The organism is Roseovarius sp. Pro17 (genome assembly GCF_035599575.1).
In the GTDB taxonomy this organism is placed as follows: domain Bacteria; phylum Pseudomonadota; class Alphaproteobacteria; order Rhodobacterales; family Rhodobacteraceae; genus Roseovarius.
Genome location: NZ_CP141179.1, coordinates 1825243 through 1851500, shown reverse-complemented (window position 1 = coordinate 1851500; position 26258 = coordinate 1825243). Strand labels below are relative to the sequence as shown.

Sequence of the window (26258 nt, the reverse complement as noted above, 5' to 3'; positions counted from 1 at the left end):
TCATGGCGCTGCGTCCCCTCGATCTGATGGACCCCGAAGAGGCGGTCGGCAACATCTGGCACGATTACGCCGTGGGGATCGGTGCGCACACGTGCTATCCCGATGAGGCGGCCAGCCTCACCGCAATTCGCCCCAGCCTGACGATGATGTTCCGTGCCCTTGGCGGGCAACCAGGTGTCGAGTTGTGCGAGGCGCCTGCCATTGTTGCACCCCACCGTCGGTCCTACGCGCGCAAGTTGGCGACCGAGCGCGACAAGCTTTACCAGCCTGCTTTTGATGGCGAGCGTTTGCGCCTGCCGCCAATGATCGACGCCTTTCCCGTGCATGCCCTCAACCGTGCCGCATATTTCTGGCTGACCGCGCTGGCCGCGCTGTGCGAACCTACGGCGCTGGACGCCGGTGGGCGGGCAGGGGCGGCGCGCGACCTCTCCATGATCCGCGAGAATTTGACCGCTGCGCACAAGGCCCATGCGCAATGCCCCGGGCTGCGCGCTGAATATGCCGCGATGATCGCGCATATCCTCGCCACTCGTCCGCGCGTCCGCTTGCCCGCGTCAGAGGCGGCCGTAGAGGATGCCGTGCGAAGCGCGCTTAGCGGCGATACCCCGCCCGCAACGGTTGATAGCATATCAAACCGGGGGCACATGCCCTTTGCGCCCGTGCCGATCTGGCTGGACTTCCACCTCGCTGGCAGCGGCGCTGGTGCCGATGATCTGCACGACGACGTGGCCGAAATTCCGGCAGCCGCCGCCACGACGACACGCAAGCTGGGCCTGCGCAAGGATCAGGATCAGGCCAACCGCAAGGACAGCTTTATCATGCACCGGTTTGAATCGATCCTCTCGTGGGTCGAATCCATGAACCTGAATCGGTCCATCCACGACGACGACGATGAAAACGCGCAAAAGGCGGCAGAGGATCAGGATAACATTACCCTGTCCAAAAACGACCGCCGCGCTGCCACGCGGCTGCGCCTGCATCTGGACCTGTCCCCGGCGGATGCCGACCATGAACGCCTGTCGGCTGAGTTCACCTACCCCGAGTGGAACCACCGCTCGCGCAGCTACATGCAGGACCATTGCCGCGTGCTGGAGGCAGACGTGCAACCCGACCCCGACAACGGGTTCGTGCCTAACGCCAAGCGGATGAGCGAGGTGCGCCGCCAATTCGAGGTGCTGCGCCCGCGCCGCATCCTGCAGCCACGCCAGATCGACGGGTCCGAGCTGGATCTGGACGCCGCCATCGCTGCGCAGATCGACCTGCGCGCGACAGGCCGCTGCGACGACCGCGTGTTTCAATCCGCGCGCCAAACCCAGCGGGATCTGACGGTGGCATTCCTGATCGACACCTCACGCTCGACTGAATCCGCTGTGGGCGATACTTGCGTCATCGACGTGGCGCGTGATGCGCTGGCGGCGCTGGCGGGCGGCATAGATGCGGCGGGCGACCGGCTGGGCATCTGGGGTTTTTCGTCGCTGAGGCGAGACCGGGTCTTCCTGACCCGCTGCAAACGTTTTGACCAACCGATGAGCCCGGCCATCATCGACAATATCTGTGCGCTAAAGCCGGGGCATTACACGCGCCTCGGCCCTGCCATCCGCCACCTCAGCGCTATGCTGGATAACGAAACTGCCGCGCGCAAACTGCTGATCGTGTTGACCGACGGCAAGCCCAACGATCTGGATCACTACGAGGGCCAGCACGGCATCGAGGATAGCCACATGGCCGTCGCCGAGGCGCGCAGGCGCGGCCAGATTCTGCACGGCATCATCATCGACGAGGATGGGCAGGACTGGTTCGCGCGCATTTTCGGGCGTGGTGGTTTCAATTTGCTGCCGCGCCCCGACAAGCTGACCCGCGTGCTGCCCGACATCTACCGCAGCCTGACACAGGAGACCTGATATGCTGAGAATAGTAGCCATAATCGCCACCACCTTTCCGGCCTTGGCCCATGCCGAAGCCTTTCAGCGGCCAATCCCACAGCCGCAATCGGCTACAGCGGAATGGTGGTTCCTTGCGGCGTCGTTGGCGCTGCTGGCTTCGCTTCTCGCGGTGCATCTGCTGGTGCGGCGGCGATGAAACGGGCGGGTTGGGGCATAGGTAAAATCACGCTGCTGCTCTATCCGTTCGGCGCGGGCGCGGTCGCGATCAACCTGTTTTTTGCCGGGCTGATACTCTCGTGGGTCGATCTGCCGGTTCTGACCCCCGGTTGGTCTGTGGTCGGCGGATGTGTACTGGGCATCCCGATGACCTGGCTTTTCGCGCGCCATATAAGAGGGTTGATGGATCGCGCGGACGGCGAGGCCACAGAAGCTCAGTAAGTCTGTTGCTCTTCCCCGTTTTTGAGGACTTTTTTGGCTTTCATGGAAAGATTTCCATATGCCGAAGACGAGAGACCTGTGCCGTACGGGCCGTGACGAGTAGATCATTGCATAGGCTTTAGCGGTCTGGCGATCAGCTAAAGCCGACATCAGGTTAATGCGATAAGCTACTTAGATTACTTAGATATTATGAGATTACCGCTCGTCTGGCGCACGCGTCAGGGTGCTCTTGTGTCCAGCCGTTGATGTGGGCGGTTCGCACGGAGGACGCACAGATCACCGGCAGCGCCCGGTTCGAGGTGCCCGCCTATGCGGGGCCAAAGCTGGATATTGGGGCGCGGATTGCGCGCGCGCCACGGCAGCCTTTGTCGACGATCGCGTGAGGCTGCAGGCCGAAGGCGCAGCGCAAGTGGATGTGGCCTAGAATCGCACAGACGGGCTGAGGGTGAAGCGGTCGCGAGGCTAGAGTGCTCCCGATATTCCGAGTGGGCGCGGGCGTCGATCTGGGCATCAAGGAGTTTTCCAAGACATGGGGGCCTTACCTGACTTGTCGCCGCTGGATGTCAGCGATACCGTCAAGGCGCCGGCCACCAGTTAAGGCGCCTGCCAATACGAAAGCCCCGATGTGCCGGACCGCCCCTCATCCCTGACACTTTTTCGCAATCAGACGTTCCGCTCGCTCTGGATCGCGGCCCTTGCGTCGAACTTTGGGGGATTGGTGCAGGCGGTCGGGGCTGCGTGGATGATGACCACCCTGTCTGACTCACCAAGAATGGTGGCACTGGTGCAGGGATCCGTGTCGCTCCCGATCATGGTGTTTTCCTTGCTGGCCGGCGTATTTGCCGACAATTTCGACCGGCGTCGCGTGATGCTGATCGCGCAGGGCTTCATGTTCGTCGTTTCGGTCGGACTGACGATCATGGCGTTTCAGGGATTGCTCACGCCTTGGCTGCTATTGGCGTTCACGTTCCTGATCGGGTGCGGCACGGCGCTGCACAACCCGTCCTGGCAGGCGACGATGGGCGACATTGTCACGCGCGAGGAATTGCCGACAGCTGTTTCGCTTAACAGCATGGGCTTTAACCTCATGCGCAGCGTCGGACCGGCGGCGGGCGGTGCCATCGTGGCGCTGGCCGGGGTAGCAGCGGCGTTCGCCGTGAACGCGCTTAGCTATATTGCGATCATCCTCGCGCTTTTGCGTTGGAAGGCACCGGCGCGCGACATGCACCTACCGCGAGAGCCGATGGGCAGCGCGTTCTCGGCCGGTCTGCGCTATGTCGCGATGTCGCCGAACCTGCTGCACGTCATATTGCGGGGGTTCTGGTTCGGCCTTACGGGTATCGTCCTGCTGGCGCTATTGCCCGTGGTGGTGCGCGAGACGCTGCATGGCACGGCGTTTATCTATGGCGTTTTGCTGGGCTGTTTTGGGGTGGGGGCTGTTGGTGGTGCGTTGATGAATGCCCGCCTGCGCGAGCGGTTCAAGAATGAGATCATCGCGCGCGGTGCCTTTGTCGGATTTGCTGCCAGCTGCTTTTTGCTGGCCATCAGCAGCTATGCGTCGCTGAGTGGCGCGGCGCTGGCGCTGGCCGGGGCGTGCTGGGTGCTGGCGCTGTCGATGTTCAACGTGACGGTGCAGCTATCGACTCCGCGTTGGGTCGTCGGGCGCGCACTTGCGCTATATCAGACCGGCACGTTTGGCGGGATGGCGGCGGGCAGCTGGATATGGGGCGCGATGTCCGAACGGGTTGGCCCGTCGCCCACGTTGGCGCTGGTGGCCGGCCTTTTGATCGTGGGCGCGCTGATCGGTCTGCGTCTGCCTTTGCCGGAATCACATGGGCTGAACCTTGACCCGCTGGGCCGGTTCAAGGAGCCGACGTTGCGGTTTGATCTGACTTATCGCAGCGGTCCGGTCATGGTGATGGTGGATTACGAGATCGATCAGTCGGATGTGCCCGAGTTTCTGGCCGCGATGAGCAGACGCCGCCGCGTGCGCATCCGCGATGGCGCGCAGCAATGGGCGCTATTGCGCGACCTGCAACACCCCGAGCATTGGAGCGAGAGTTATCACGTTCCCACTTGGGGAGAATACGTGCGCCATAATGAACGGCGGACCCAGTTGGACGCAGAACTGTCGGATCTACTGCGACGGCTGCATCGCGGCCCGAACGGCCCGATCGTCCACCGGATGATCGAACGCCAGACTGTGCCACTGCGCGACGATCTGGCACTGAAACCGGAACATGGCGGTGAAGCGTTGGCGACCCATTCAGGGCCACAGAAAACAGATCCTTCGGATTGGACATAGCTTGCGATGGTCGCAAGAAGTGTTTGGCAATAAAATTAGCCCTGATAGCTGCCCGGCAGGGCGGCTCTCCTGAAGTAGCGTTAGCCCATGGGCGGGGGTGCGCGTGAGGTCTACCGTCCGGACCCGCTGCGCTGTTGAATGTAGCGTATAGCCGCCAATTGCAAAAATGCGGATGCTTTGAATTGTAGAATTCCTGTGATCCTCCGATCAGTGAAAATCACGCGATTTCGGGATGATCCGTACATTTCGGGGGTGGCGATGCGTTCCGCTGGGCAGCGCTTTGCGCACTTCGTCGGCGCGCGCGAGAGGGACGTCCATGACATCGTTCGAGAGCCGGTCCAATGCGTCGCTGCGATCTGTCAGCCGGTGTGCGACGACATGGATCACATCCTCGCTGCGTTGCACCACGCCACGAATATCGATCAGGCGGGATTGCATGATGGCCTTTCGGAACGCCTCCATCACCTTGGGCCAGACGACCAGATTGGCGACGCCTGTCTCGTCCTCCAGCGTGATGAAACACACGCCCTTGGCGCTGCCGGGACGTTGGCGGATCAGCACGATCCCAGCCAGTGATACGCTCTGTCCGCTGCGCATATTGAAAAGATCCTGCGCCGGGGTATAGCCCTGCCTTGACATGCTACGCCGAAGAAACGCCATGGGATGCGCCTTGAGCGAGAGTCGCAGCGTCTGGTAATCCGCCACGACATGTTCGCAGATGGGCATCTGAGGTAGGGCAAACATCGTCTCGTTGCCCTCATCCGCGCTGTCCAGAAACAGCGGCAGGTCGGGGGCATCGCGAAGCGCGCGCGCGTCCCAGAGCGCCTGCCTGCGATCCAGCCCCATCGAGCGAAACGTGTCGGCGGCGGCCAGTTTGCGGATCGTGCCTGCGTCAGCTTTTGCGCGGGTCTTGAGGTCTTGCAGGTCCGTAAAAGGCACATCGCGAACCTGCATCATCTGCTCCGCAATCGCCTGGGGCACGCCATCCACCTGCCGCAGACCAAGACGCACAGCGAAAGCGCCCGCGCCGGTAGGCTCCAACGTGTTGTCCCAATCGCTGTAATTCACGTCGGGCGCCCGGATATCGACCCCATGTTCGCGCGCGTCTCGCACGATCTGCGCGGGGGCGTAGAATCCCATCGGCTGCGAATTCATCAGCGCGGCGCAGAAGACGTCCGGATAGTGGCATTTGATCCAACTGGAAATGTAGACCAACAACGCAAAGCTGGCAGCGTGGCTTTCGGGAAAGCCGTAATCCCCGAACCCCTTGATCTGATTGAAACACCGGTTTGCAAATTCAGGATCATATCCCCGCCCGATCATCCGGCCGACCATTTTCTCTTCTAGAGCTTCGATTGTGCCGCGAGACCGGAAGGTGGCCATGGCCTTGCGGAGCTCATTCGCTTCTTTCGGAGAGAATTCAGCAGCCACCATCGCAATCTTCATGGCCTGTTCCTGAAAGATAGGCACACCCATGGTGCGGCCCAGAATGTTGCGCAACTCATCGGGGTCATGCGCAGGCCCCGGCGACGGGTATTCCACCTTATCCTTGCCGCTGCGCCGCCTGAGAAACGGATGCACCATGTCGCCCTGAATCGGGCCGGGCCGCACGATGGCGACCTGTATGACCAGATCATAGAATGCGCGGGGTTTCAGACGGGGCAGCATGTTCATCTGCGCCCGGCTTTCGACCTGAAACGTGCCCAAGCTGTCGCCCTTGCACAGCATGTCGTAGGTCGCGCGGTCCTCTTTGGGAACCGTTGCCAGATCGAACCGTGGCCCGTGATGCGCCGCAATCAGATCAAACGCCTTGCGGATGCAGGTGAGCATACCAAGCGCCAGCACATCGACCTTGAGGATGCGCAGCTCGTCGATGTCGTCCTTGTCCCATTCGATAAAGCTGCGCTCTTTCATCGCGCCGTTGCCAATGGGCACGGTCCGGGTCAGCGGCGTTTCGGTCAGGATGAAACCGCCGACATGCTGCGACAGATGGCGCGGCATCCCGATCATCATGTCAGCCAGCCTGATCGTGCGGGCAATCAGCGGATCGCGCAGATCAAGCCCCGCCTCAGCGGCTTCCTTGGCTCCGACCTCGCGCCCGTAACTGCCCCAGATTGTCTTGGCGAGGGCGGTGGTGATGTCCTCGGACAGACCCATCACCTTGCCCACCTCGCGCACGGCCATGCGGGGGCGATAATGGATGACGGTCGCGCACAGCCCGGCGCGGTCGCGGCCATATTTGGTGTAGATATGCTGGATCACCTCCTCGCGCCGCTCATGTTCGAAATCAACGTCGATATCGGGCGGCTCGATACGTTCCTCGCTGATGAAACGCTCAAACAGCAGGTCGTTCTTGTCCGGATCGACCGCCGTGATGCCCAACACGTAGCACACAGCGGAATTGGCGGCAGAGCCGCGCCCCTGACACAGGATCGGAGGGCTGACCTGATGCCGGGCGAACTGGATAATATCGTGGATGGTCAGGAAATACTGCGCGATGTCGAGCTTGCCGATCAGCGCCAGCTCCTTGTCCAATGCGGCGCGCACTTTGGCGGGGGTGCCATCTGGATACCTCTCGACCGCACCTGCCCATGTCAGTTCGCACAGGTATTCTTGGGGTGAGCGTCCCTCGGGGATCGTTTCCTGCGGGTATTCGTAGGACAGCTGACGCAGATCGAAGGTGCAGGCATCCGCGACCTCGCGGGTGGCCCGGATCGCATGTGGCCATTCCGCGAAAAGCTGGACCATTTGCGCGGGCGATTTCAGATGCCGCTCGGCATTTACGTGCAGCAGGTATCCGGCCTTGGTAATGGTCGTTCGGTGCAGGACGCAGGTCATCACGTCCTGCAAGGGGCGGCGGTCCGGTGCATGATAATGCACGTCGTTAGTGGCCAGTATCGACAGGCCGTGCTGGCGGGCCAAGGCATCCAGCCGGTTGATCCGGGCACGGTCATCGCCACGGTAGAGATAGCTTGCCGCGATATGGCGCAGTGTCGGCAAGGCGCGGCTCAGGCGGCGCAGGCCAGCGGCAAACAGGTTGAGGTCGTCGCCCGGCAGCGCGATTAGGTGCACCCCGTCCGCATGGGCGGCCAGATCATCGAGCGAAATGTCGCAGGCCCCTTTGGCCTGCCAGTCGCCGTTTGTGTCGCGCATCTTGCCTTTGGACAGCAATTCGCACAGCCGCCCATAGGCGTCGCGGTCCTGCGGATAGGCCAGAAATTCCTCGCCAGTCACGAGATGCAGGCGGCACCCGATCACGGGACGTAAACACGCCTTTAGTGCTTCGGCATGAAGTCGCACGACACCGGCCATGGTGTTCAGATCGGCCACACCCAGCGCGTCATGCCCCTGCGCCCAGGCGGTCGCGGACAGATCAACCGCATCCGAGGCGCCGCGCAGGAATGAAAAACAGGTGGTGACGCCCAGCTCGATGAACTCGGCGCGCGGGTTGGGGGTGAACCCGTCCTCGTCCAGCGTGCGTCTGGGGCGTTGATTGTCCATCTCGGGCATTACGCGAACATCCCGTGGATGAACCATCGCGGATCACCGCCGCGCCCGTCCTCATGCAGCCCTTCGCGATAAAGCCACAGACGCTTGCCGGTCTGATCCTCGATCTTGAAATAATCGCGCAGCCGTGTGCCGGGGCGGTCCTTCCACCATTCGGGGGCGATCCGTTCGGGGCCGGCATAGCGCGCGACCTTGTGGGTTTGCCTGCGCCAGATGAATTGCGCCGGCGGACCTTCCGGGACGGCATAGACGACGCGCACCTGTTCGGGTGTCCAGAGCAGGCGGATGGGACGCTCCTTGATCAGGGGTGCCGTCGTGCTGTCGACCTCTTGCAAGGCGCCGATCACCCTTTGGGCGCGTTCGGGCAGGTGGCTGGCATTCAGCACGGGGCGCTTGATGGACCGCTCACCAAAGCGTGCCACAAGGCGGTCGATCAAATGCGGCAGTTGCAGATCCTCGTTTGATCCGCCGCCCAGCCGCGTCTGGATACTCTCGACCGGCTCCACAATTGCCGCCTCGAGCGTTATCAAATCAAAGCCGAAGCCGGGATTGATCCGCTCCAGCTTGTCGTCAAAGAGGCGGCGCAGATGGCCGGGATCGCGGCTGGGAGCGGCTGTGGCCGCCGTGATCGTGCTGACCTCGCCATCGGTGCGAAAGACAGTCAGAGAAAGGCGGCGACAGCCAAGGCCGTGCAGCGTCAGTTGAGCGCAGAGATTCTCGCAGAGTTCCGGCAGATAGGCGGTCGGATCCTGTATCGGTTCGGGCAGTTGGGACTGCGCCTTGATCCTTGGGCGCGCCTCCTTGCTGGCGACAGGTTCGGCCAGACACCCCATGGCCTGATCCAGCCGCAGCAGCGGATTGGCATGCAGTGCCGCGCGCGCAAAGCGTCGGGTCAGGGACAGGCGCGGCACCTTGGCCAGATCGCCCACGGTCTTGAGCCCGAGACGGCGCAGCAAAAGCAATGTGGCCTCGTTCAGGCGCAGGGCAGGGACCGGCAATGGCGCAAGCTGCGCGGCCATCTGATCCACCGGGCAGATCGCCCTGACCGGCCCATATCGCGCCAGCGCCCATGCCGCGCCCCATGTCGGCGCCACCGCGATCCGGGCGCTCAGACCCAGCAGAGACAGGCGGGTTTCGATATCGACCAGCATGGCCGCCTCTCCGCCCAGCAGATGGTCCGCGCCAGTCGTATCAAGGATCAGACCGTCCGCACCGTCCGGAGAAGTCCACGGGCACCAGCGCCGCGCCCAAAGGGTCAGGCGTTCCAGTGCCAGTTGATCACCCGCGATATCGGCATATTCCACCTGCAGATCGGGGCAGACGGCCTTGATGTCCACCACGCGCGCCCCGGCGCTGGCGCCCATCAGACGCGCGGCGCGGTTGGTGGCGTGAATCACGGGGCCATGCTGACCTTCGGTCGCCAGAACGACGGCCACATCATCGGGCGGCGCGACGTTCGCGCGGTCCATCTTTTTCTGCCACCGCTCCATCGCGAAATGGGGCAGACATATCGATACGATCCGCCGCCCGGTCATAGGTCGCGACCCATGTACCGGGCTGCCTGTAACGCGAGCGAAACAGTTCCACCTGCCAGCGCGGATCGCCGGGGGCCTTTGGATCGTCCGGATGCGGCAGCGACGGCAGCGACGTCACCCGCCAACGGTCGCGCGCCGCGCTCAGATCGGGCGAGGCCGCGCGCCGGATCAACCAGCAAGGCACTTCGTAACGTTCCGCGCGCATCACCAGCCGCTTGGTCGCGGTGAAATCCAGCGTCTTTGGATTTCCCCATATCTCGCCGATTACCGCGCCGAGGGATGAGCATTTCAGCGCTTCCTCCATCGCCCAGAGCACATCGATTGGACGGCTCACATTGACGCGGATGATTGCCCGACCATGCAGACCGGGCAGATAGGGCAGGCCCGTCTCCTGCCGCGAAAGCCTGTCCTGCACCCAGAAAAGAGGCGCAGCGCCGCGAGGCAGCCGGGCCAGCCCAAATCCCACACAGGCCGCATCCGCCGCACTGGTCGCAAAGACCTCGGACAGAGCGCGGCCTTCTGTCAGTGCGGGCGTCGCAATGTCGCTGTTTCGTATGATCGAAGAGTCGCACAGCACGAGTGATTCCAATAGATGTTCACTATACGTTCTAAACCCTCGATCAAGTGTCGACAACTCAGAATCCTCTGGTCACCTCGAGAGGGCGGGTGTCTCGCAAACCGGTTTTTTTGCTTTATGTCAGACATATCAAAGACTTCTATCGCTGTAGCGGCTGGCTGATTACGCGAAGATGGATTTTTTGTGCTCCGAGAAACCTGCCGCCGATGAGCTTGCGTCACGCCTCGCTATCGCCACGTTGCAACGGCCTGTTCCGCAAGCCCGAATTGGCCCTGCCTTCGGGCACCCCAGGCAAAGAATGGCCCGGTTAATCGCGATCCCGCCCGCCGGGAAGCGCATCCAGATCGGTGATATGCAACATCCCCCTCTGAAGCGAAATCAGCCCATCCGCGACGAGGGTGGCAATCTGCTTGTTCACGGCTTCACGCGTGACACCCAGCATGTCCGCCAGTTCGGCCTGGCTGAAGCGGCGGCAAAACCTTGCGCCTTTGCCATCGGGCACGGCATGGGATTGCGCCAGTTGGTAGAGCTTTGCAGCGACCCGCTGGCGCAGGGGTAGCAGCGCGATACTGCCCACATGATCGGTCGACAAGCGCAGCCGCTCGCACAGCAACGCGATGATATGGTGGCAAATAGCGGCGTCAGACTCCATCACTGCCAGAAAGGCCGGGCGGCGGATCAGCAGGGTGGTAGCGCCGTCCATTGCGGTCACGCTGGCGCTACGCGGCGCGCCGTCCAGCAGCGCGATTTCGCCCAGTGCATCGCCCGGCTCTAGCAGGGTCAGGGTGATCTCGCGGCCCTCGGCGCTGGACACCCAGACCCTGAGCAGGCCACCCTCGACGACGCGCAGCCCGTCGGCGGGATCGCCGCTCTGGAACAATAGCGCGCCGCGCGGCCAGTGTTCCGTTACGGCCTGAGCGGCCAGCATGTCCAGAACATCGGGGGCAAGACCGGCAAAGAGCGCCGTCTCGCCCAGCCGCTTGGCGGCATTGGCGCGGGTGCTCATGTCGCCGCCCAAATATGGACCGGCACCGACAAGCCGCGCAGGGATTGCGTGGCGCGATCGGCCAGGTTCAGTCGCTGTATCCATCCTTGGCCATCGGCGCTGCCATTTAGCAAATCTTGCGACACCGCGATGACCGCGCCAGTGTCACGGGCGAAATCTTGCAAGCGGTTTGCGGCGTGGACCACGGCGCCGGTGACAGTGACATGGCGATGCGCGTCACCGCCGAGAACGCCCGCCTGAACCGGGCCGTAATGCGCGCTCATCCGCACCTCGATTGGGGGTTTGCTCTCTTTCATCGCGCCCCGCAGTGCCGCCATGCAGCTGAGCGCCGCCTCGGCGTCGCCGGGTCGCGGCTGTGGCAGGCCGAATATCACCATCGCGCCGTCGCCTGCGAATTGCTCGACCATGCCGCCGTGACGCGTTGCCATCCGCTCGACCCTGCGGTGGAATTCGGCCATGAAATCGGCCGCGCCGGAGGGGCCGACCGCCTCAACCCGCGCGGTCGAGGCGACAACGTCAACGAACAACACCGCCGCCTCCTGTGCGCGTCGATCAAACGTGGGGTGCGGCTCCATTGCCAACATGTCTGCCAGAATTGGCGATTGATACTGTCTCAGGTTCGCGGCCCGGCGCCGGTGGTGCAGCAGGCGTAGCGTCGATCCGCCTGCCAGTCCTGCGGCCAGCGCCATCAGCAGCGTTGCGCCGTCCAGCCACCAGCCCGCAACAAAGGCACCCTGAAGAAACGCGGCGGCAGACAGGATCACCCCGGTCGCAACCAGTGCTGCGAGGACAGGGCGCTCGATGCTGGCAGCGGCGAACGCGGCCCATGCCGCAATCAACGCGATGACAATATCGGCCATCCAAGCCACCGGATCCCGCCGCAAGGTACGCCCTTCGATGGCATTGGCGGCAAGGGTTGCATAGGCCTCGACCCCCGCAAAGTTGGGGTCGAACGGCGTGACATGGCGGTCTCCGATCCCTTGCGCAGTCGCCCCGACAAAGACTATGCGCCCGGCAAGATCGGCAGTCCCGGCCTCGGCCAGCGGCCATGTGGGGATTGTCCCCGCCGCGCCGTAATAGACCAGCGGTATTGCACCGCCGCGATCCAGCAACAGCGTGTGGCCTGCGCCCTTGACCATGCCACTCGCGCCAAGATGCAGCTCCAGCGGTGCGCCCGCATTGGTCTGCCGCAAGGCCGCGATCGCAAGGTTCGGAACGAGGATCACATCCCTCTCAGGCCCAAAAGGGGCCACCGCAAGCAACCGGCGCAGTGCACCGTCCGTATCCGTGATGACGTTGACATGGCCGAAGGTTGCGGGCGAAGCGAGCTGTTCGGACGGCCCCAGCATCGCATGACCCTGCACGACGTCCGGCGCGCCTATGATGATATCGAACCCGCTGCGTTGCAAGGCGTCCGAACGCCCCTGCGCCTGGGGGGTGTTGCTGGCGGCGATGGCCAGAACCGACCGGCCATTCCGGGCGAGGGCGGCGATCAATGCGCTGTCCTGCGGTGTCGTCTGCACCAGTAGCAGATCCAGCGCTACGGCCAGCGCGCCGCCAGCGGTGGCCGCATCCACCGCGTCTGCTATGGCGCTTCGCGGTGGTGGAAACTGGCCCAGCCGGTTGATATCCGAATCCGTCAGAGCCAGAATCGCGACGCCGTCGGGTGCAGGCAGAGGCCCGCGCAGCGCAAACCGCGCGTCAACGAACCGCCCTTCGATCCCGCCCCAGAACCCGCTGCTGTCGCCCGGATGCCAAAGCGACGCTGCCAGTGCGGCGCCCACCGCAAGGCCAAAAAGCAGGCGGCTGAGGCGGCGAAAGACCGGCGCGCGCCTCACCAGTAGTGGCCGAGCAATTCATTGCAGAGATCAATCCGGGCCTGCCCCCAGCGCTTGACGGGCTCGGCCACGCTTTGATCCGATACGTCGATCCCGTCGCCGGGGCCGAGTGAGGCACCTCCCTTGCGCGCGGTAACATCGACGCTGCCATCGCGCACGAACACAGACGTCGCGCCGGACTTGACCTGCATCGCCCATTCGGTGGACCGAACGGCTGCAATCGCCGATGGCGTGCGTATCTGGAACACGCCCGGTTTGCGCCAATTCAGCACGAACCCGGCAATCCCGTCGAAAAGGCGTATCTCGCCCTGCTGAGGGGCGACTTTGTCGACCGCGATCCATGTATCGGGACCAATCGTCACCACGACGCCACTTGTGCAGTGCAGCGTCATCCGCGACGCGTCGCCCGTTCTGAGAGAGTCCGACGATATGATGCCCATGCCGCTTTGCGCCGGAAGGGACTTCCCCTCGCGCAGAACGTGAGACGTGGTCCCTTCGACCCTGCTGAGGACGCAGGGCGCATCCGATTGCGCCAGTGCGGGTGATGCAAATACCAGCAAAAATGCACCAAAGACCCAAGGCATTGATTTCATCGCACCATTCCTTTCGCTCTGCCTGCCGACCGATGCGTCAAATTATACCACATCAGGGCGTGCCCGTATGCCCATGGTGTGAACCGGATCACAGACGCGGCGGCACGAACCGGCAAAAACTCTCCCCATCGTCGGGGGATGAGATCAATGACCATCGAAACCTGGATCGCTTTTGCCATTATGAACTTCGTGTGTAGCCTGACACCGGGCCCGAACGCGGCGGTCGTTCTGGCGCAGTCCGCGCGCCGCGGCCTAGCTGGCGGCATTTGCGCATTAAGCGGTGTGATCCTCGCCCGGGCAGCTCTGGCCATGCTGGCAATTCTGATCGTTCTGGGGGCGCCCGAGATCGTTCAGCTGGACGGGCCGACCCTGCATCTGATCGGCGCAATTGTCCTGCTGGCACTGGGCATGGGGATGCTGCGCGCGCGAACCGTCCCCGCGCCACAACTGGCCGGTTGTGGGCATATCGCCCCCGCGGGACATATCCGAACCATCTTTGGCGCGTTTCTGATCGCTCTTTCAAATCCACTGTCGGTGATCTTCTTCGTCTCTGTTGCGCCAGTGTTTCTGGGTGCCGACACACTGTCCCCCCAAGCCGTCGGAGCGTTCCTTTCCGCGGCATTACTGCCATGCGCAGCCGCCTATACCCCGTATCTGGCCATGGCCAAGCTGAACCGACCCGGCACCATAAGGTTCGTGGATCGCAGCTGTGGGACGGCCCTTTGCGCTCTGGGCCTTTGGGGGATTGCACAGTCCTTCTAGAATGCTGTGCAGATCAACAATCGCTGGGCTATGGGCGGCCAGTCATAAGCTCGAACACTCACCCCCCATAGGCGCCAAATCGGTCGGTTCCTCGGGCTCAGCTACCGATTTCTGTCAGTCACCGCTTGAAGGGATCGTCCAAATGGGCGCGATTGTCCCAAGCTGCGGAAGGAAGGTTCGCTTGCCTCATTGCGCGCCTCCTTTTGCCGCTGCTTTCAGCGCGCCCACGTCTAGCTTTTATCATCGCCGTCATCGCCTCCATCACGCGCTTCGCCTTGGCCGGGTCCGGATCGGCCAGAAGTTGGGGCAGAATGCGCGGCGTGACCTGCCAACATAGGCCAAAGCGGTCCTTCACCCAGCCACACATGATCGGCTCGCCGCCGTCTGATAGCGCGTCCCAGTAGCGGTCCACCTCGGCCTGATCGGCGCAGTCGATGGAAAGTGAGATCGCGTCGGTAAAGGGATGCCCCGGCCCGCCGTTCATCGCGATGAAGCTGCGGCCCGACAGCGTGAAGGCGACGGTGATCACATCGCCCTCCTTGCCACCGGGGTAGTCCATGGTGGTGCGAGTCGTCTCTTGGATCTGACTGTCGGGGAAGAGGCCGGTGTAGAACTCCGCCGCCTCCTCGGCCTGACTGTCGAACCATAGGAAAGTCGTGATTTTCTGTGTCGTTGTCATGGTGGGCCTCCTTGTGCCAGCGTATCGGGGAATTTCAGATCTTGTGAAAGCGAAGCGGTTTTGTGTTTTCGCGTGCCACAACGCCCTTGGCCTCGAGGTCGAGTTGCACGGCCTTCATCCACCACCCGGCTTTCGCGCCGCCCGGAAACAGCGCGTCCGGCAGTTTCGCAAGCAATCTTTCTTTCAATTCTGCCGTTGTCGCACCCGGTTTGGTCTGCGGAATGACGGCGAGATACGCTGTCTTCATTGCCTCGTACTTATCCTTGGCAACACGCTCGACGCGTCCCGGACAGTTTACATTCTCGATCTCTATCTTGCCTGATGACTCAGCCATTCTGTTGCCCTCTCAGAGTGTCGATCTTGCAGCTCTTAAACCTCATAGCTGCCCCCGCCGGTCAGCAATTTTGCCTTGAAACGGCCTCCGTGTTTCCCGGCGGCCGCACTATCGTCATCGAACTCAACGCTGTGCTTTCGATCCCGCGTCATCGTGCACCTTCCTTACGCTTGCCAACAAACATCACCTTGGCACCTTGCGGGTCGTTGGCCTGGATCATCCAGTCGCCCTGATCGCCGGGCAACTCGACCGGTCCGTGGGTGATCGTCCCACCGCCGGTCTCGACCGCGGTCTTTGCCATATCTATGTCGGGCACGGTAAAGGCAAAGTTCCAGAACGGCGTCGCATCAGTTTCGAACGCGGTCATCACCGCGCCGATCATGTCGTCGCCCTCGCCGATAAAGGTATAGTCGCCCCTTTCGCCCATCGGCATCGCCCCTGATTTCTTCCAGCCAAAGAGCTTGCCGTAAAAATCGAGCGCGGCGACCTGATCGCTCGTCACCAGTTCGTTCCAGCAACAATGCCCCTCCTTCATCGGCGCGAAGGCGGTGCTGTCGGCGTCGCTGTCGCCGCGCATCAGGTAGAAACGCGCGCCCTGCGGATCGGCGACAAAGGCAAAGCGACCGACGCCGGGGATATCCTGCGGCTCCATATCGACGCTGCCGCCGAGCGATTTCACCTTTGCGGCTGCCGCATCGACGTCCGCAACGCCGAAATAGACCGCCCAGATCGGGACGAATGGCGCGGCTTCGGGCGCCTTCATGACCCCGCCGACGCCCTCGCCATCGGTCGCGGCGAAGGTGCGATAGTCGCGTTCCATGCCACCTGCGGGCTTGTCAAAGGCCCAGCCCATCACCGCACCGTAGAAGTCTTGCGCAGGGTCGGGCGCGTGTGACATCAGTTCATACCAGATCGGGGTTCCATCCTTGTTGGTCATGACTTTTCTCCTTGGCGTCCCATTTCGAAAATCGGTGCGAAGCCGCCGAAGATCATCCGGTCCATCGCGAATGGCGGATCGGCGGGCGGTTTCATCCGCTCGTCATCTTGCATCTTTCGCTCGGCGGCGTCGGCAGTCGCCCGGTCAGGCCAGACGATCCACGAAAACACCACGGTTTCATCGTCGCGGGCCTGCACTGCGCGCTTGAAATCGGTGACCTTGCCCTCGCGCACGTCCTCGCCCCAGGCCTCCATCATCTCGGTGGCGCCGTATTCCCTGAACATTTCGGCGGCGTCTGCTGCCATCTTTCGGTAGTCTTCCTTGCGGGCCGTAGGCACCGCCATAATGAATCCGCTGATGTAACTCATGTGTCTTGCCCCTTTCTTTGGCGTCGTTCCGTCATTTCAGGAACCGCTCAGGTGTCAGTCATCCAGCTTGGGATACCAGTCAGTCCCGCGTCCTTCGGGCGTGGTGTCGAGGATATTCCAGAGAGGGTTAGGATCGGGCGCGCCATGCGGATCCTGACCCGGATCGGCGACCTCGCTGCCACCCTCACCGCTGTAGAAATGGCGGACCTCACCGTCCAGTTTTCGAAAGACGGTGTAGGCCGGCATGTCGGCGTTGCGTTCGCCTACATAGTCAGCGGTGAAGTCGCCAGACGGGTCGGAATAGAATGTCAGCCCGGTCCATCCACGCGTCTTCGCGTAGGCCAGAATGCGCTCGATAGGCGAGCGGGCGATGACAGCCAGCGCCACCCGCTGTTCGATGTGCCGTGCCTCGCCGTCCCACGCATCAAGCATGGCCGAGCACATCGGGCAGCCCTGCTTGCGGTCGGGTCCATACATCATCGAATAGAGGACGAGCGTATCGTGATCGCCGAACATCTCGCTCAGCTTCATCGGTCCACCCTTGCCCTCGAACGCATAGTCCTGAGGCACCTTGCCGCCCGGCGGCAGGGCGCGGCGCTGGGCCGCAACGCGTTGGATATGGCGGCGCAACTCGATCTCTTCGGCCAATAGTGCCGTGCGTGCAGTGCGGTAGGCGGCACTCTCGTTCGGCCAGCGTGCCGTTGATCGCGCGGCAAGCTCAGGCGCAGAGGTCAGATTGTCTGTCATGGTCTTCCTCCGATTCTCTTGACAGTTAAGTTGATATCAACTTATATTCTGGCGTGTCAATAAATCCTCCCAAACACGCCACTTTCGGCATGACCCTGCGGGTCCGGGACTCTTGCCTGTGCCTACACACGCAACGTGCCGCCCGCGCGGTCGCCCGCAGATTCGACGATGCCCTGCGTCCCGTCGGTCTGAAAAGTGGCCAGTTTTCGCTGTTGATCTCGCTTAACCGGCCCGAGCCGCCGACGGTTGGATCGGTCGCGCAGCTGTTGGCGATGGATCGCACCACGTTGACGGCAAACCTCAAGCCGCTGGAGCGGCGAGGGCTGCTGAACGTGACACCCGACGACAAGGATCGTCGTGCCCGTCGGCTGACATTGACCGAAGATGGGCTGGCCCTGCTGGAACAGGCGATCCCGATCTGGATCAAGACCCACGAAGAGATCGAGCGCGTTCTGACGGGGAATCTCGACGCCCTTCGGTCAGACCTGAACGCGCTGGCAACTATCGCGGTGGTTGAACCGGAAAGCCAGTCGTGACGGCAACCGGACGACATGTGATAGATTTCGGGCGAACAGATATCGGGCTCATGCACCGCGGGTCGCGCCGCAATGTCCGTGTCTGTTGACGGTTCATCGGGGCAGGTTCATCGCAGCGGCGGGGCCAGCCAGCCCGCAAAAGCGTGACCGCTCTTGCGTCTTGAAATCCGCAGATCTGATTGCCACACTCATTTAAATGCTGTGATGCCAAGCGCTGTGATCGCGAACAAAAGGACGACCGACATGTTCATATGGTCAAATCCGGGTTGCCCTGCACATCCGAAGACGGGCCTCGCGACGGCGCTGCTGGTCGCGGGAGCGGTTCCGTTGACTGTCGCGGCTCAAGAGGCCGGGACCGGGGAACTTGCGCGCGTACAGGCCAATGTGGCGGGGCGCGAATTTCAGGTGTTCACCTATCGTCCGCAAAACTGCGCCTCGCCTTCGATCCTCATGGTGTTTCACGGCAACGGGCGCGGGGCGCAATCCTATCTGAAATCGGCGCGCGATCTGGCAGATCGGGGGTGTTTCGTCGTCTACGCCCCGCTGTTTGACGACGACCGTTTCCCGAACTGGAGCTATCACCGCGGCGGCCTGGTGCATGACGGCAAGATGCTGCCCGAAGACAGCTGGACCACGGATGTCGTCGACGATCTGGTCGATTGGGCGCGCGCTCAGGAAGGGCGGCCAGACGCCCAGAGCTATCTTTTTGGGCATTCGGCGGGTGGGCAGTTCCTGTCGCGGGTCGCGGCCTATGACCTGCCGGATAATGTCGAGCGCATCATCATCGCCAACCCGTCGACCTACGTTCTGCCGACCGAGGACGAGGCCGCGCCCTATGGATTTGGTGGCATTCCCGAGGATCAGGCCGAGCAATGGTTGCGCGCTTATCTAGCCGCGCCCGTCACGATCTTTTTGGGATCAGAAGATACCGGAGCCAAGGATCTGACGATGAATCAGCAGGCTGTGCGGCAGGGCGACAACCGGGTTGATCGTGGACAGCGCACGTTTGAGGCGGCCAAGCGTGCCGCAGCCCAGCATGGCTGGCCCTTTAACTGGGAGTTGGTCTATGCCGACGATGTCGGCCACAGCGGGCGCGGCATGTTGACCGCCAACGAAATGATCGAAGCGATGGGATTTTAGACCGACCTGCGAGCCGCGCATCACGCGCGATCAGGCCGTCTATGCAGCGGTTCCAGTTTTCAACAGGCCCACCGCCTGCACCAGTGCGAAGGCATGTATGCCGGCGTAGATCAGACGTTCGCGCGTGTGGGCACGGCTCTCCAGTGGTGCGCTGGCCAGAACGCCGTCGCGGCGCAGCAGCCTGACTTGCGGTCCGCTCGCGCCCCATTGACGCGTGGCGGCCAGCCCACCCGCAGCCACATGATTGATCACTTCGGGATCGTCCGGCGTTTGGGATACCAGAATGACCCGGCCCGGGCCGATCTTTTCGGTCAGCATCCGGCGGACAGGATGACGGCTGTCCAGCGTGAAGGGGCCACAACAGGCGCGCAGCAGCACGTCGATGCCGCGCTCGCTGACGGATCGATCCGTGGTGGGATCCAATTGCAGTGCAGCGCCGTCGCAGCGCGCAAAGCCGAGGCCATAGTTGACGATGCGCCGCAGGGACAGCGCCGTTACTATCGCCTCTAGCGAGGGATCGCGCAGCAGCATCGCAGGCGCGCGGGTGATACGGCCCTCCGGCGGCTCAAGATGCGCGCCAGCCAGCACGACACCCCGTTTCAGCGCCACGCCAACGCAAAACCCGGCCTCCTCCAACAACACCCCAGCTTGCTGGGCTGCTGACCCGGTGGCGCGGTCGCCTGCGAAAACCAGCGACGGAATAACGGCATCTTGCGGGTCCGGATAGATGCGTTCCAGAACCGCCTGAGCATTCTGAGGGTCTGCGACCTCGCGTGGAACAAGGCGCAGGTACGGTGCGGGCGAAAGATCGCCGTCAGCAATGCCTGTGTCTGCCGTTTCGGCCGCCTCTGGCGTGGGGCGCATGATTCGGGCCGGATGCTGATCGCTCGCGGTCGTGGGTGGTGCGACGTCGTGTGGCCGGCACTGGCGCGCGCCTTCTCCGAGGATCAGTTGCCCGTCCGAAATGCGCTGCGCGATGCCCTTGGCGGCTGCCGCCGCTTGCAGATCGAGGGTTTGTGCGTCCAGCCGCCTGCGCGCAGCACGCGACATCAAGCGTTCCTGCTCATCTGCAAAGGACTCAGCTCCCGGAATAGGCACGCCGGCAAGTTCGGCCAGCCCGATCAGCGCAACGTTCAGCGCGTCTCGCGACATCGGCGTGGAGGCCCAAATCAGCACCATAGTGCCATCTGCCCTGGTATCCGTGGCGCTGTAGCCGATTTCGCGGCTCTGGCCCATGATCGACAACGCCCGCGTTTCGATCGCGAGCACGGCGTCCAGCAATGTGTGAGAAATCGCCAGGTCGTCACAGGCGCTCGGCGCGGGTGCGCCATTGGTCAGGTCGTTGCGCTCGTGCGGCAGATGCTTGGCATCGAAAAACCTCTGAAATCCGCCCGCTGAATTGGTACGCAGCTTGCGTCTTGTCAATCCGCTTAGCCCACCGGGATCAATATCCGCCATAAGCACTGATCGGGAGTGAAAAACGTTCTGACCGAGCAGGAGGTGTCTGCGCAGAATACGCGGGCTGTTTGTGACAATCTGAGACATGAAGCTGCGAGTCCTGCGATGTTCATTTGCTAGAGTGTGTGTTGTTGGTCGTCAGCCCGATACCGGCGAAGTTTGTCGTGACTGCAAGGCCAGACGGCCACAGGGCAGTACTCAGTCCGCCGCGTCCGAGTGGGGCTGACACGCCGGCTGCATTCGTGCGGGCATCATGCCCCAAGCATCTCTGAGCGCAGCATTATTTCCATCGGGCAGGCGACGGGTTGCCGAACCGCAGGCGGAGATTTGCCTGTAGTCCAGAGTCGACGCGCACCGATCCTAACATGCGTTAGTGTGGGTCCATCCCCCCGAAATTTAAAGTCAAATTGCCGGTTGTAGAGATTGGAGGTTCTTCAACGAGCAGTTGCGGCAATGGAGGTGCGCCATTTTTTTTGCAGCGCGCCTCTGCTGAATGATTGTTTTGTTCAGGGTGCCGGGCGGTCGGCGGGTCGCCCTCGCTAACCGCAGGAGAGTGACGATGAAATTTGAGACGAAAAGTGAGACTACCATGACTGTTACCTGTTCCAACGCCGACGCACCCGAAAGGCTGCGCTTCCTATCGAGTGCCCCTCAAGATCAACAAGAGCCGCACCCGACCTGACCTCTGAGATCCAACAAAACTTAGCGACCGCCCGACCCGCCACGGCAGATCGGACGTGCGGCAAAATAGCGTAAATCAACGAGGGCATTTCATGGCTTATGCAATTCTGAGCAGACCGCGGTTGGCCAAGGTAAAACGCGCTTTCAGCACGCGCAGGGTGCCAGTCAGCGCGATGCGGGGACTTATCACCGGCGATGATGTCCAGCCACGACCCGGCGACATCGTGCTGGCGCGGGTCGATGAACTGGGCAAACAGGAAAAGCTGGAGCTGACAGACGGTCGGCGCGCCTACATGTTTCCGGGCGACGAGATTATCGTCTGTTATGGCAACCGCTATGCGCCCGATCAGTATGAATCGCGCATCGGTCCTGACCTTTCGCCTTGCGATCTGGTGGCCGCGGGGGGCCTTGCCTCGATTGAAATTTCGCGCCGCATAGGTCTGCGTCCGCCGACGCAGATCACTCCGGTCGGTTTGGTCGTTGGCGCGGATGGCGAGCGTCTGAATACCATGCAATTCCGCGTCGATGCGTCCGAACAGAGGCCAGATATCCCGGCGGTACTGTCGCTTGGCACGTCGATGAACGCGGGCAAGACTTTGACCGCAACGTCGCTGATGCGCGGCTTTAAACGGCTGGGGTTCAAGGTGGCGGCGATGAAGATCACCGGCACTGGATCGGGTGGCGACATGTGGATCGTGCGTGACGCGGGCGCTGATGTGTCACTGGATTTTACCGATGCGGGCTATTCCAGCACGTATCTGGTCAGTGTCCCCGAAATCGAGCGCGCGACCTATCGGCTAATGAACCACGCTGCCGCACAGGGCTGCGATGTGGCAGTGATTGAAATTGCCGACGGGCTTCAACAGCTTGAAACTGCGCAATTAATTCGCAGCCGCAAGATACTGGATGTTACCATCGGTTCGGTCTTTGCGGCCTATGATGCGATGGGCGCGAAATACGGCGTCGATGTGCTGCGAGAGGCGCAGCATAACGTGTTGGGAATCAGTGGCCGGCTGGGCCGCTCGCCGTTGGGTGTGCGCGAGGCCGAGGATGCCACCGGACTGCGCGTCTATTCCCCATGGGATTTGCAGGAGGGCGCGATGGTGCCCGTGATGCGCTCCCGCGCTGTCGAGGCTGGAATTTCAATTGTGCATCCATTTCTGGCGCGGCTGGCGCGCATGGCGATGCCGTCTAACGTGATGCTGAGCAATCTGGTGGCGATCGGCAGCGCCTCGTCGCAGGCGGGCGGGGCCGGGGCGACCGGCACGTCGCTGGCGCATGACCTGCTGGAACGCGCAGCCTATCATGTGATGCAGTTGGAGGTAGATGCGCTGTGCGCTGCGCCCTTCGGATCGCGCTCGTCCGGGCGGCGCGACTGGCGCAACGGATTTAGATTGCACGAATGGCATACCGATTTTGGCCGGATCGACCTGCGCGTCCCCAAGCTGAGATGCAATCATTATGACCCGTCCTTCACGCAAAAGGTGACAGCCCCCGTCGCCGCAGTCTTTGCCGTGATCGAAGCTGAAATCGATGCCTTTGATGCGGCAGTGTCCACGCTGGTGCGGGAGATGCTGACAGGCATTCGCCTGCGACCCGGCGCGCTGGACGATCTGACGGCGGACCTTGCCGCGCAGATCGCCACCGCCCGTCGGCAAGGCTTGCCGCTCATGCGCACCGTGCAGGCACCCGAGCGGCCATTGTCTGCCACCATCGCAGCGGTCAATGAACGCTATTTCGACGAAGACGGCGGATTTGCCGACGAACCGGCCTATCCCGGCGCGGGCTACGGTGAGGACAGGATTGACGCGATTGGAGCGATCTCGGACCGAAGCGGCCTGAACTGAGAGCGATAGAGAAGGGCGGAGCAAGAAATGGCAAAACGCAGAAAAGCGGGACGCGTCACCGCGGTCACCAGCGCATGGCGTGCGTCACGCCTTGGATTGGCCTGTGTCGTGATCTTTACTGCGGTGTTCAACCTGCTCAAATTCGCCTCGCCCCTCTATCTGCTACAGGTGCTGGACCGGGTGCCTGCCAGCCGCAGTATCGAGACGCTGATCATGCTGACCATCGCTGTGGTTGTGGCTATAGCCTGCGGCCTCGCGCTGGAGGTGGTTCGCCGCCGCATGATGGTGCGCTGGGGCATCTGGATCGAACGCCAGTTCGGCCCGCGCATGGTGCATCGCGGACTCGCGGACGGGCGCGCGCCCGAGCAGGCGACGCAGATCAGCCGCGCCTTGGCCGATGTCAGTAAGCTGCGCCATTTCGTCACCGGTCCGGCGCTGTCATGGCTTGATGTGATGTTCGCACCACTCTTTTTCATTGGCATTTTCCTTATCCACCCCTTGCTGGGCGTCATCGGTCTGGGCAGTTTGCTGCTGCTGCTGGTGTTGGGGGTTATCAATGACGTTCTGACGCGCGAACCGCGCCGCGCCTCCAGTGACGCCTACAAGGAGGCCAACGCGCTGGTGCTGTCCGCCGAACAGAACCGCGAAAGCGTCGGCGCGCTGTCAATGGCGCCGATCCTGACCCAGCGTTGGCAGCGCACTTCGAGCTCACGGCTGGAAGAGCACGAGCGCATCGCCGGCCGTCAGGTATTGCTCAACACGATGATGCATGGCGTGGGACGGTTCCTGCGCATCGCGATGATCGCGGTCGGTATCTGGCTGGTGGTGCTGGGCTCGCTGACGCTGGGCGGGATATTCGCGGCGCGGATCATGTCGGGCTTTGGCTATGCGCTGGCCGAGCGCGCAGTGCGCAATTACCGAAATCTGCGCGAAACAAAAACCGCCTATGATGCCGTGAAAGAGCGCCTGACTGACGAGGATGTCGCGCGCACGTCCCTGTTGCCCGGCACAATCGATGCGCCCATGGTGCTGCACGAGGTGAACTTTCGCCATCCGGGGCAGCGCACGGACCTCTATCGTCGCCTGTCGCTGTCGCTGGAGCCGGGGCAGATGCTGGTGGTCAACGGTACCGCAGGCACGGGCAAGTCGACGCTGTCGCGCCTGCTGGTCGGCCTGTTGCAGCCGCGCCACGGCCAGATCCGGTTGGGCGATGTAACTATCGCACGTCTGCCCGACGCCGTGCGCGCCGATCTGATCGGCTACATGCCCCAGCACACTGAGCTGTTCAGCGGAACCATGCGCGAAAACATCGCCCGCATGGGCGAGGGCGACATGGAAGAGGTCGTCGCCGCGGCCAAGCTGGTGGGAATCCACGACATGATCGTTCATCTGCCCGATGGCTACGACACGCAGATTACCGGCGACACATTCGGAATGTCAGGTAGCGAGCGCAAGCGCATTTCCCTTGCCCGCACGTTTTATGGCCGCCCGCGGCTGATCGTGCTGGACGAACCATCCGCCAATCTGGACGCCGCCGCCCGGCGCATAATGGAAAACGCGCTGAAATCGCTGAAAGCGAGCGGGACGTCCATCGTCATCACCCAGTCGATCCATTCGTCACAGATCACCCGGCTGGCCGATTGTTTTCTGATCCTTGGCGGCAAGTCGCATGAGGTCACGCAGAACCTTGGCAAACAGGCTGCGCAAAAGGCCCGCGACCACCTGAGGAGCGTCACATGAGCACGCCTGTCGCCGACATACCCGATTGGGCACGCACCCAGATGGACGATAAATACCCCTTTGGGCGTGGTCTGGGGTTGATCGGATTTGCCATTATCGCGCTCTTTTTCGGCAGCTTCTATGTCTGGGCCTCCGCCGCGCCGATTGAGGGGGCCGTCCTCGCGCCCGGTGTCGTCAATGTGGATACGAACGTGCGCAATGTGCAGCACCTCGAAGGCGGCATCGTCGATCAGATATTAGTGCGCGAAGGCGACCGGGTGGAAACCGGACAGGTTTTAATCCGGCTTCAAAACACTGTCTCGGCGTCTAGCCGAAATGAAATTCAGGCCCAGTATTTTGAGGCCCGCGCCGCCGAGTCCCGGTTGATCGCCGAGCAGTCCGGCGCAGACGAGATTACGTTCCCCGACGAGCTGACGAAAAAGTTCGGCGATCAGGCGGTGCGCGCCGCGATGGACGGACAGCGGGGCATCTTGCAAAACCGCCGCGATCTGCTGGCCGAGCGCGCCTCAATCACCGAGCGGATAAAGGATGGCCTCACCAGCGAGATCACCGGGTTGGAGGGGCAGATCGCGTCCTCTGAGCAGCGGGTTGAGCTGATTTCCGAAGAGCTGGCTGATGTCGAGGCGCTGCTGGCCATGGATCTGACGAACCGGGCCCGGCTATTGGGGCTTCAGCGTGACAAGGCCGAACTGGAGGGCGGTATTTCCGGTTATCGCGCCGCCATCGGCACGGCGCGTCAGAACATCCAGCAGGCTGAATTGCGCTTTGCCGAGCTTCAGGCCGAGATGGCATCGGAAGTGACCGAGCAACTGCAACGCGCCCGCGCGCTGGCTTACGAACTCGGCCAACAGTTGAACGCGGCGCAGGATGTGGTGGGACGCACAGAAATCCGTTCGCCCGTGGCAGGGATTGTCACGGGGCTGAACGTGCATACCGTGGGCGGCGTGATCGCGGCGGGGCAGACCCTGCTCGACGTGGTGCCGGTCAGTGACAAGCTGGTTGTGCTGGCGACGATTGATCCCTTGGACATTGATCAGGTGACGCCGGGACTGCCCGCGCAAGTGTGGCTGGCCGCTCTTAACCGACGCAGCGAGGCACCGCTGACTGGCATTGTTACCACCGTCTCTGCCGATCGGATCATCGATCCAGCCACGGGCGCCGGCTATTACAGCGCCCGGATCGAGCTGGACCGCGACGATGCGGCGCGGGGGTCCGTTCCGCTGCAACCGGGGATGAGTGCCGAGGTGGCGATCAGCACCGGCGCGCGCTCGGTCATGGATTATATTTCGACGCCGATCACGCGATTTTTGTCGCGCGGGCTGCGCGAGGGGTGAGCGGGCGCACCGC

22 protein-coding genes are annotated in these 26258 nt (G+C 62.5%); 10 read left to right on the top strand and 12 right to left on the bottom strand.

The window, feature by feature from the left end; translation table 11 throughout:
* The first annotated feature begins 2 nt into the window (after positions 1 to 2).
* From U3654_RS08940 to U3654_RS08925, 4 genes are all read left to right on the top strand, one after another.
* Entirely contained in the window at positions 3 to 1901 is a 1899-nt protein-coding gene (locus U3654_RS08940; protein ID WP_324754989.1) for a nitric oxide reductase activation protein NorD, read from the top strand.
* Between the two features lies 1 nt (position 1902).
* Positions 1903 to 2079, top strand: a complete 177-nt coding sequence (locus tag U3654_RS08935) for a hypothetical protein (RefSeq protein WP_324754988.1) — start codon at positions 1903 to 1905, stop codon at positions 2077 to 2079.
* The gene (locus tag U3654_RS08930; RefSeq protein WP_324754987.1) at positions 2076 to 2321 is read left to right on the top strand and encodes an NnrT protein; all 246 of its coding nucleotides are present in this window, start codon (positions 2076 to 2078) and stop codon (positions 2319 to 2321) included. The genes U3654_RS08935 and U3654_RS08930 overlap by 4 nt, the downstream gene beginning before the upstream one ends.
* Positions 2322 to 2946: 625 nt before the next feature.
* On the top strand, positions 2947 to 4626 hold the full coding sequence (locus U3654_RS08925; protein ID WP_324754986.1) for an MFS transporter: 1680 nt from the start codon (positions 2947 to 2949) through the stop codon (positions 4624 to 4626).
* Positions 4627 to 4833: 207 nt separating this feature from the next.
* On the opposite strand, the gene U3654_RS08920 is transcribed toward U3654_RS08925, so the two are convergent.
* The 6 genes from U3654_RS08920 to U3654_RS08895 all read right to left on the bottom strand — a co-directional run bounded on the left by U3654_RS08920 (position 4834) and on the right by U3654_RS08895 (position 13682).
* The gene (locus U3654_RS08920; protein ID WP_324754985.1) at positions 4834 to 8136 is read right to left on the bottom strand and encodes an error-prone DNA polymerase; all 3303 of its coding nucleotides are present in this window, start codon (positions 8134 to 8136) and stop codon (positions 4834 to 4836) included.
* On the bottom strand, positions 8136 to 9602 hold the full coding sequence (locus U3654_RS08915; RefSeq protein WP_324754984.1) for a DNA polymerase Y family protein: 1467 nt from the start codon (positions 9600 to 9602) through the stop codon (positions 8136 to 8138). Before U3654_RS08915 ends, U3654_RS08920 begins: the two co-directional genes overlap by 1 nt.
* Complete coding sequence (locus U3654_RS08910) at positions 9571 to 10245, bottom strand: hypothetical protein (RefSeq protein ID WP_324754983.1); 675 nt, start codon at positions 10243 to 10245, stop codon at positions 9571 to 9573. Before U3654_RS08910 ends, U3654_RS08915 begins: the two co-directional genes overlap by 32 nt.
* Before the next feature lie 307 nt (positions 10246 to 10552).
* Positions 10553 to 11251 carry a Crp/Fnr family transcriptional regulator gene (locus U3654_RS08905; RefSeq protein WP_324754982.1) on the bottom strand — a complete coding sequence of 233 codons (699 nt, stop codon included), beginning with the start codon at positions 11249 to 11251 and terminating at the stop codon, positions 10553 to 10555.
* Positions 11248 to 13089: an adenylate/guanylate cyclase domain-containing protein gene (locus U3654_RS08900; protein WP_324754981.1), complete on the bottom strand. Its 1842-nt coding sequence runs from the start codon at positions 13087 to 13089 to the stop codon at positions 11248 to 11250. The genes U3654_RS08905 and U3654_RS08900 overlap by 4 nt, the downstream gene beginning before the upstream one ends.
* Positions 13086 to 13682 carry a FecR family protein gene (locus U3654_RS08895; protein ID WP_324754980.1) on the bottom strand — a complete coding sequence of 199 codons (597 nt, stop codon included), beginning with the start codon at positions 13680 to 13682 and terminating at the stop codon, positions 13086 to 13088. Before U3654_RS08895 ends, U3654_RS08900 begins: the two co-directional genes overlap by 4 nt.
* Positions 13683 to 13829: 147 nt before the next feature.
* Between U3654_RS08895 and U3654_RS08890 the strand changes: the two genes are divergently transcribed.
* Complete coding sequence (locus U3654_RS08890) at positions 13830 to 14444, top strand: LysE family translocator (RefSeq protein WP_324754979.1); 615 nt, start codon at positions 13830 to 13832, stop codon at positions 14442 to 14444.
* A 118-nt stretch (positions 14445 to 14562) separates the two neighbouring features.
* On the opposite strand, the gene U3654_RS08885 is transcribed toward U3654_RS08890, so the two are convergent.
* From U3654_RS08885 to U3654_RS08865, 5 genes are all read right to left on the bottom strand, one after another.
* Positions 14563 to 15123, bottom strand: coding sequence for a VOC family protein (locus U3654_RS08885; RefSeq protein ID WP_324754978.1), 561 nt, complete (start codon positions 15121 to 15123; stop codon positions 14563 to 14565).
* 34 nt (positions 15124 to 15157) lie between these two features.
* Positions 15158 to 15457, bottom strand: a complete 300-nt coding sequence (locus tag U3654_RS08880; RefSeq protein ID WP_324754977.1) for a DUF6958 family protein — start codon at positions 15455 to 15457, stop codon at positions 15158 to 15160.
* A 148-nt stretch (positions 15458 to 15605) separates the two neighbouring features.
* Entirely contained in the window at positions 15606 to 16394 is a 789-nt protein-coding gene (locus U3654_RS08875; protein ID WP_324754976.1) for a VOC family protein, read from the bottom strand.
* Positions 16391 to 16762 carry a DUF1428 domain-containing protein gene (locus U3654_RS08870; RefSeq protein ID WP_324754975.1) on the bottom strand — a complete coding sequence of 124 codons (372 nt, stop codon included), beginning with the start codon at positions 16760 to 16762 and terminating at the stop codon, positions 16391 to 16393. Before U3654_RS08870 ends, U3654_RS08875 begins: the two co-directional genes overlap by 4 nt.
* 54 nt (positions 16763 to 16816) lie before the next feature.
* On the bottom strand, positions 16817 to 17509 hold the full coding sequence (locus U3654_RS08865) for a DUF899 family protein (RefSeq protein ID WP_324754974.1): 693 nt from the start codon (positions 17507 to 17509) through the stop codon (positions 16817 to 16819).
* A gap of 89 nt (positions 17510 to 17598) precedes the next feature.
* On the opposite strand from U3654_RS08865, the gene U3654_RS08860 reads away from it, so the two are divergent.
* The gene (locus U3654_RS08860; RefSeq protein WP_324754973.1) at positions 17599 to 18045 is read left to right on the top strand and encodes a MarR family winged helix-turn-helix transcriptional regulator; all 447 of its coding nucleotides are present in this window, start codon (positions 17599 to 17601) and stop codon (positions 18043 to 18045) included.
* 243 nt (positions 18046 to 18288) lie between these two features.
* A complete protein-coding gene (locus U3654_RS08855; RefSeq protein WP_324754972.1) occupies positions 18289 to 19185 on the top strand; it encodes an alpha/beta hydrolase in 897 nt (298 codons plus the stop codon).
* A gap of 39 nt (positions 19186 to 19224) precedes the next feature.
* On the opposite strand, the gene U3654_RS08850 is transcribed toward U3654_RS08855, so the two are convergent.
* Positions 19225 to 20643 (bottom strand): hypothetical protein, encoded by a 1419-nt coding sequence (locus U3654_RS08850; RefSeq protein ID WP_324754971.1) that lies wholly within the window; start codon positions 20641 to 20643, stop codon positions 19225 to 19227.
* A 773-nt stretch (positions 20644 to 21416) separates the two neighbouring features.
* Between U3654_RS08850 and U3654_RS08845 the strand changes: the two genes are divergently transcribed.
* Genes U3654_RS08845 through U3654_RS08835 form a run of 3 tightly spaced genes read left to right on the top strand, consistent with a single transcriptional unit; the run spans position 21417 to position 26245 of the window.
* Complete coding sequence (locus U3654_RS08845; protein WP_324754970.1) at positions 21417 to 23171, top strand: transposase; 1755 nt, start codon at positions 21417 to 21419, stop codon at positions 23169 to 23171.
* Between the two features lie 27 nt (positions 23172 to 23198).
* Complete coding sequence (locus U3654_RS08840; RefSeq protein WP_324754969.1) at positions 23199 to 24911, top strand: type I secretion system permease/ATPase; 1713 nt, start codon at positions 23199 to 23201, stop codon at positions 24909 to 24911.
* A complete protein-coding gene (locus tag U3654_RS08835; RefSeq protein WP_324754968.1) occupies positions 24908 to 26245 on the top strand; it encodes an HlyD family type I secretion periplasmic adaptor subunit in 1338 nt (445 codons plus the stop codon). Before U3654_RS08840 ends, U3654_RS08835 begins: the two co-directional genes overlap by 4 nt.
* Positions 26246 to 26258 lie beyond the last annotated feature (13 nt).

Coding starts and splice junctions, on each gene's coding strand:
- U3654_RS08940 (WP_324754989.1), top strand. CDS start 3: ATGGCGCTGCGTCCCCTCGATCTGATGGACCCCGAAGAGGCGGTCGGC.
- U3654_RS08935 (WP_324754988.1), top strand. CDS start 1,903: ATGCTGAGAATAGTAGCCATAATCGCCACCACCTTTCCGGCCTTGGCC.
- U3654_RS08930 (WP_324754987.1), top strand. CDS start 2,076: ATGAAACGGGCGGGTTGGGGCATAGGTAAAATCACGCTGCTGCTCTAT.
- U3654_RS08920 (WP_324754985.1), bottom strand. CDS start 8,136: ATGCCCGAGATGGACAATCAACGCCCCAGACGCACGCTGGACGAGGAC.
- U3654_RS08915 (WP_324754984.1), bottom strand. CDS start 9,602: ATGGACCGCGCGAACGTCGCGCCGCCCGATGATGTGGCCGTCGTTCTG.
- U3654_RS08905 (WP_324754982.1), bottom strand. CDS start 11,251: ATGAGCACCCGCGCCAATGCCGCCAAGCGGCTGGGCGAGACGGCGCTC.
- U3654_RS08895 (WP_324754980.1), bottom strand. CDS start 13,682: ATGAAATCAATGCCTTGGGTCTTTGGTGCATTTTTGCTGGTATTTGCA.
- U3654_RS08890 (WP_324754979.1), top strand. CDS start 13,830: ATGACCATCGAAACCTGGATCGCTTTTGCCATTATGAACTTCGTGTGT.
- U3654_RS08885 (WP_324754978.1), bottom strand. CDS start 15,123: ATGACAACGACACAGAAAATCACGACTTTCCTATGGTTCGACAGTCAG.
- U3654_RS08880 (WP_324754977.1), bottom strand. CDS start 15,457: ATGGCTGAGTCATCAGGCAAGATAGAGATCGAGAATGTAAACTGTCCG.
- U3654_RS08875 (WP_324754976.1), bottom strand. CDS start 16,394: ATGACCAACAAGGATGGAACCCCGATCTGGTATGAACTGATGTCACAC.
- U3654_RS08870 (WP_324754975.1), bottom strand. CDS start 16,762: ATGAGTTACATCAGCGGATTCATTATGGCGGTGCCTACGGCCCGCAAG.
- U3654_RS08865 (WP_324754974.1), bottom strand. CDS start 17,509: ATGACAGACAATCTGACCTCTGCGCCTGAGCTTGCCGCGCGATCAACG.
- U3654_RS08860 (WP_324754973.1), top strand. CDS start 17,599: ATGACCCTGCGGGTCCGGGACTCTTGCCTGTGCCTACACACGCAACGT.
- U3654_RS08855 (WP_324754972.1), top strand. CDS start 18,289: ATGTTCATATGGTCAAATCCGGGTTGCCCTGCACATCCGAAGACGGGC.
- U3654_RS08850 (WP_324754971.1), bottom strand. CDS start 20,643: ATGGCGGATATTGATCCCGGTGGGCTAAGCGGATTGACAAGACGCAAG.
- U3654_RS08845 (WP_324754970.1), top strand. CDS start 21,417: ATGGCTTATGCAATTCTGAGCAGACCGCGGTTGGCCAAGGTAAAACGC.
- U3654_RS08840 (WP_324754969.1), top strand. CDS start 23,199: ATGGCAAAACGCAGAAAAGCGGGACGCGTCACCGCGGTCACCAGCGCA.
- U3654_RS08835 (WP_324754968.1), top strand. CDS start 24,908: ATGAGCACGCCTGTCGCCGACATACCCGATTGGGCACGCACCCAGATG.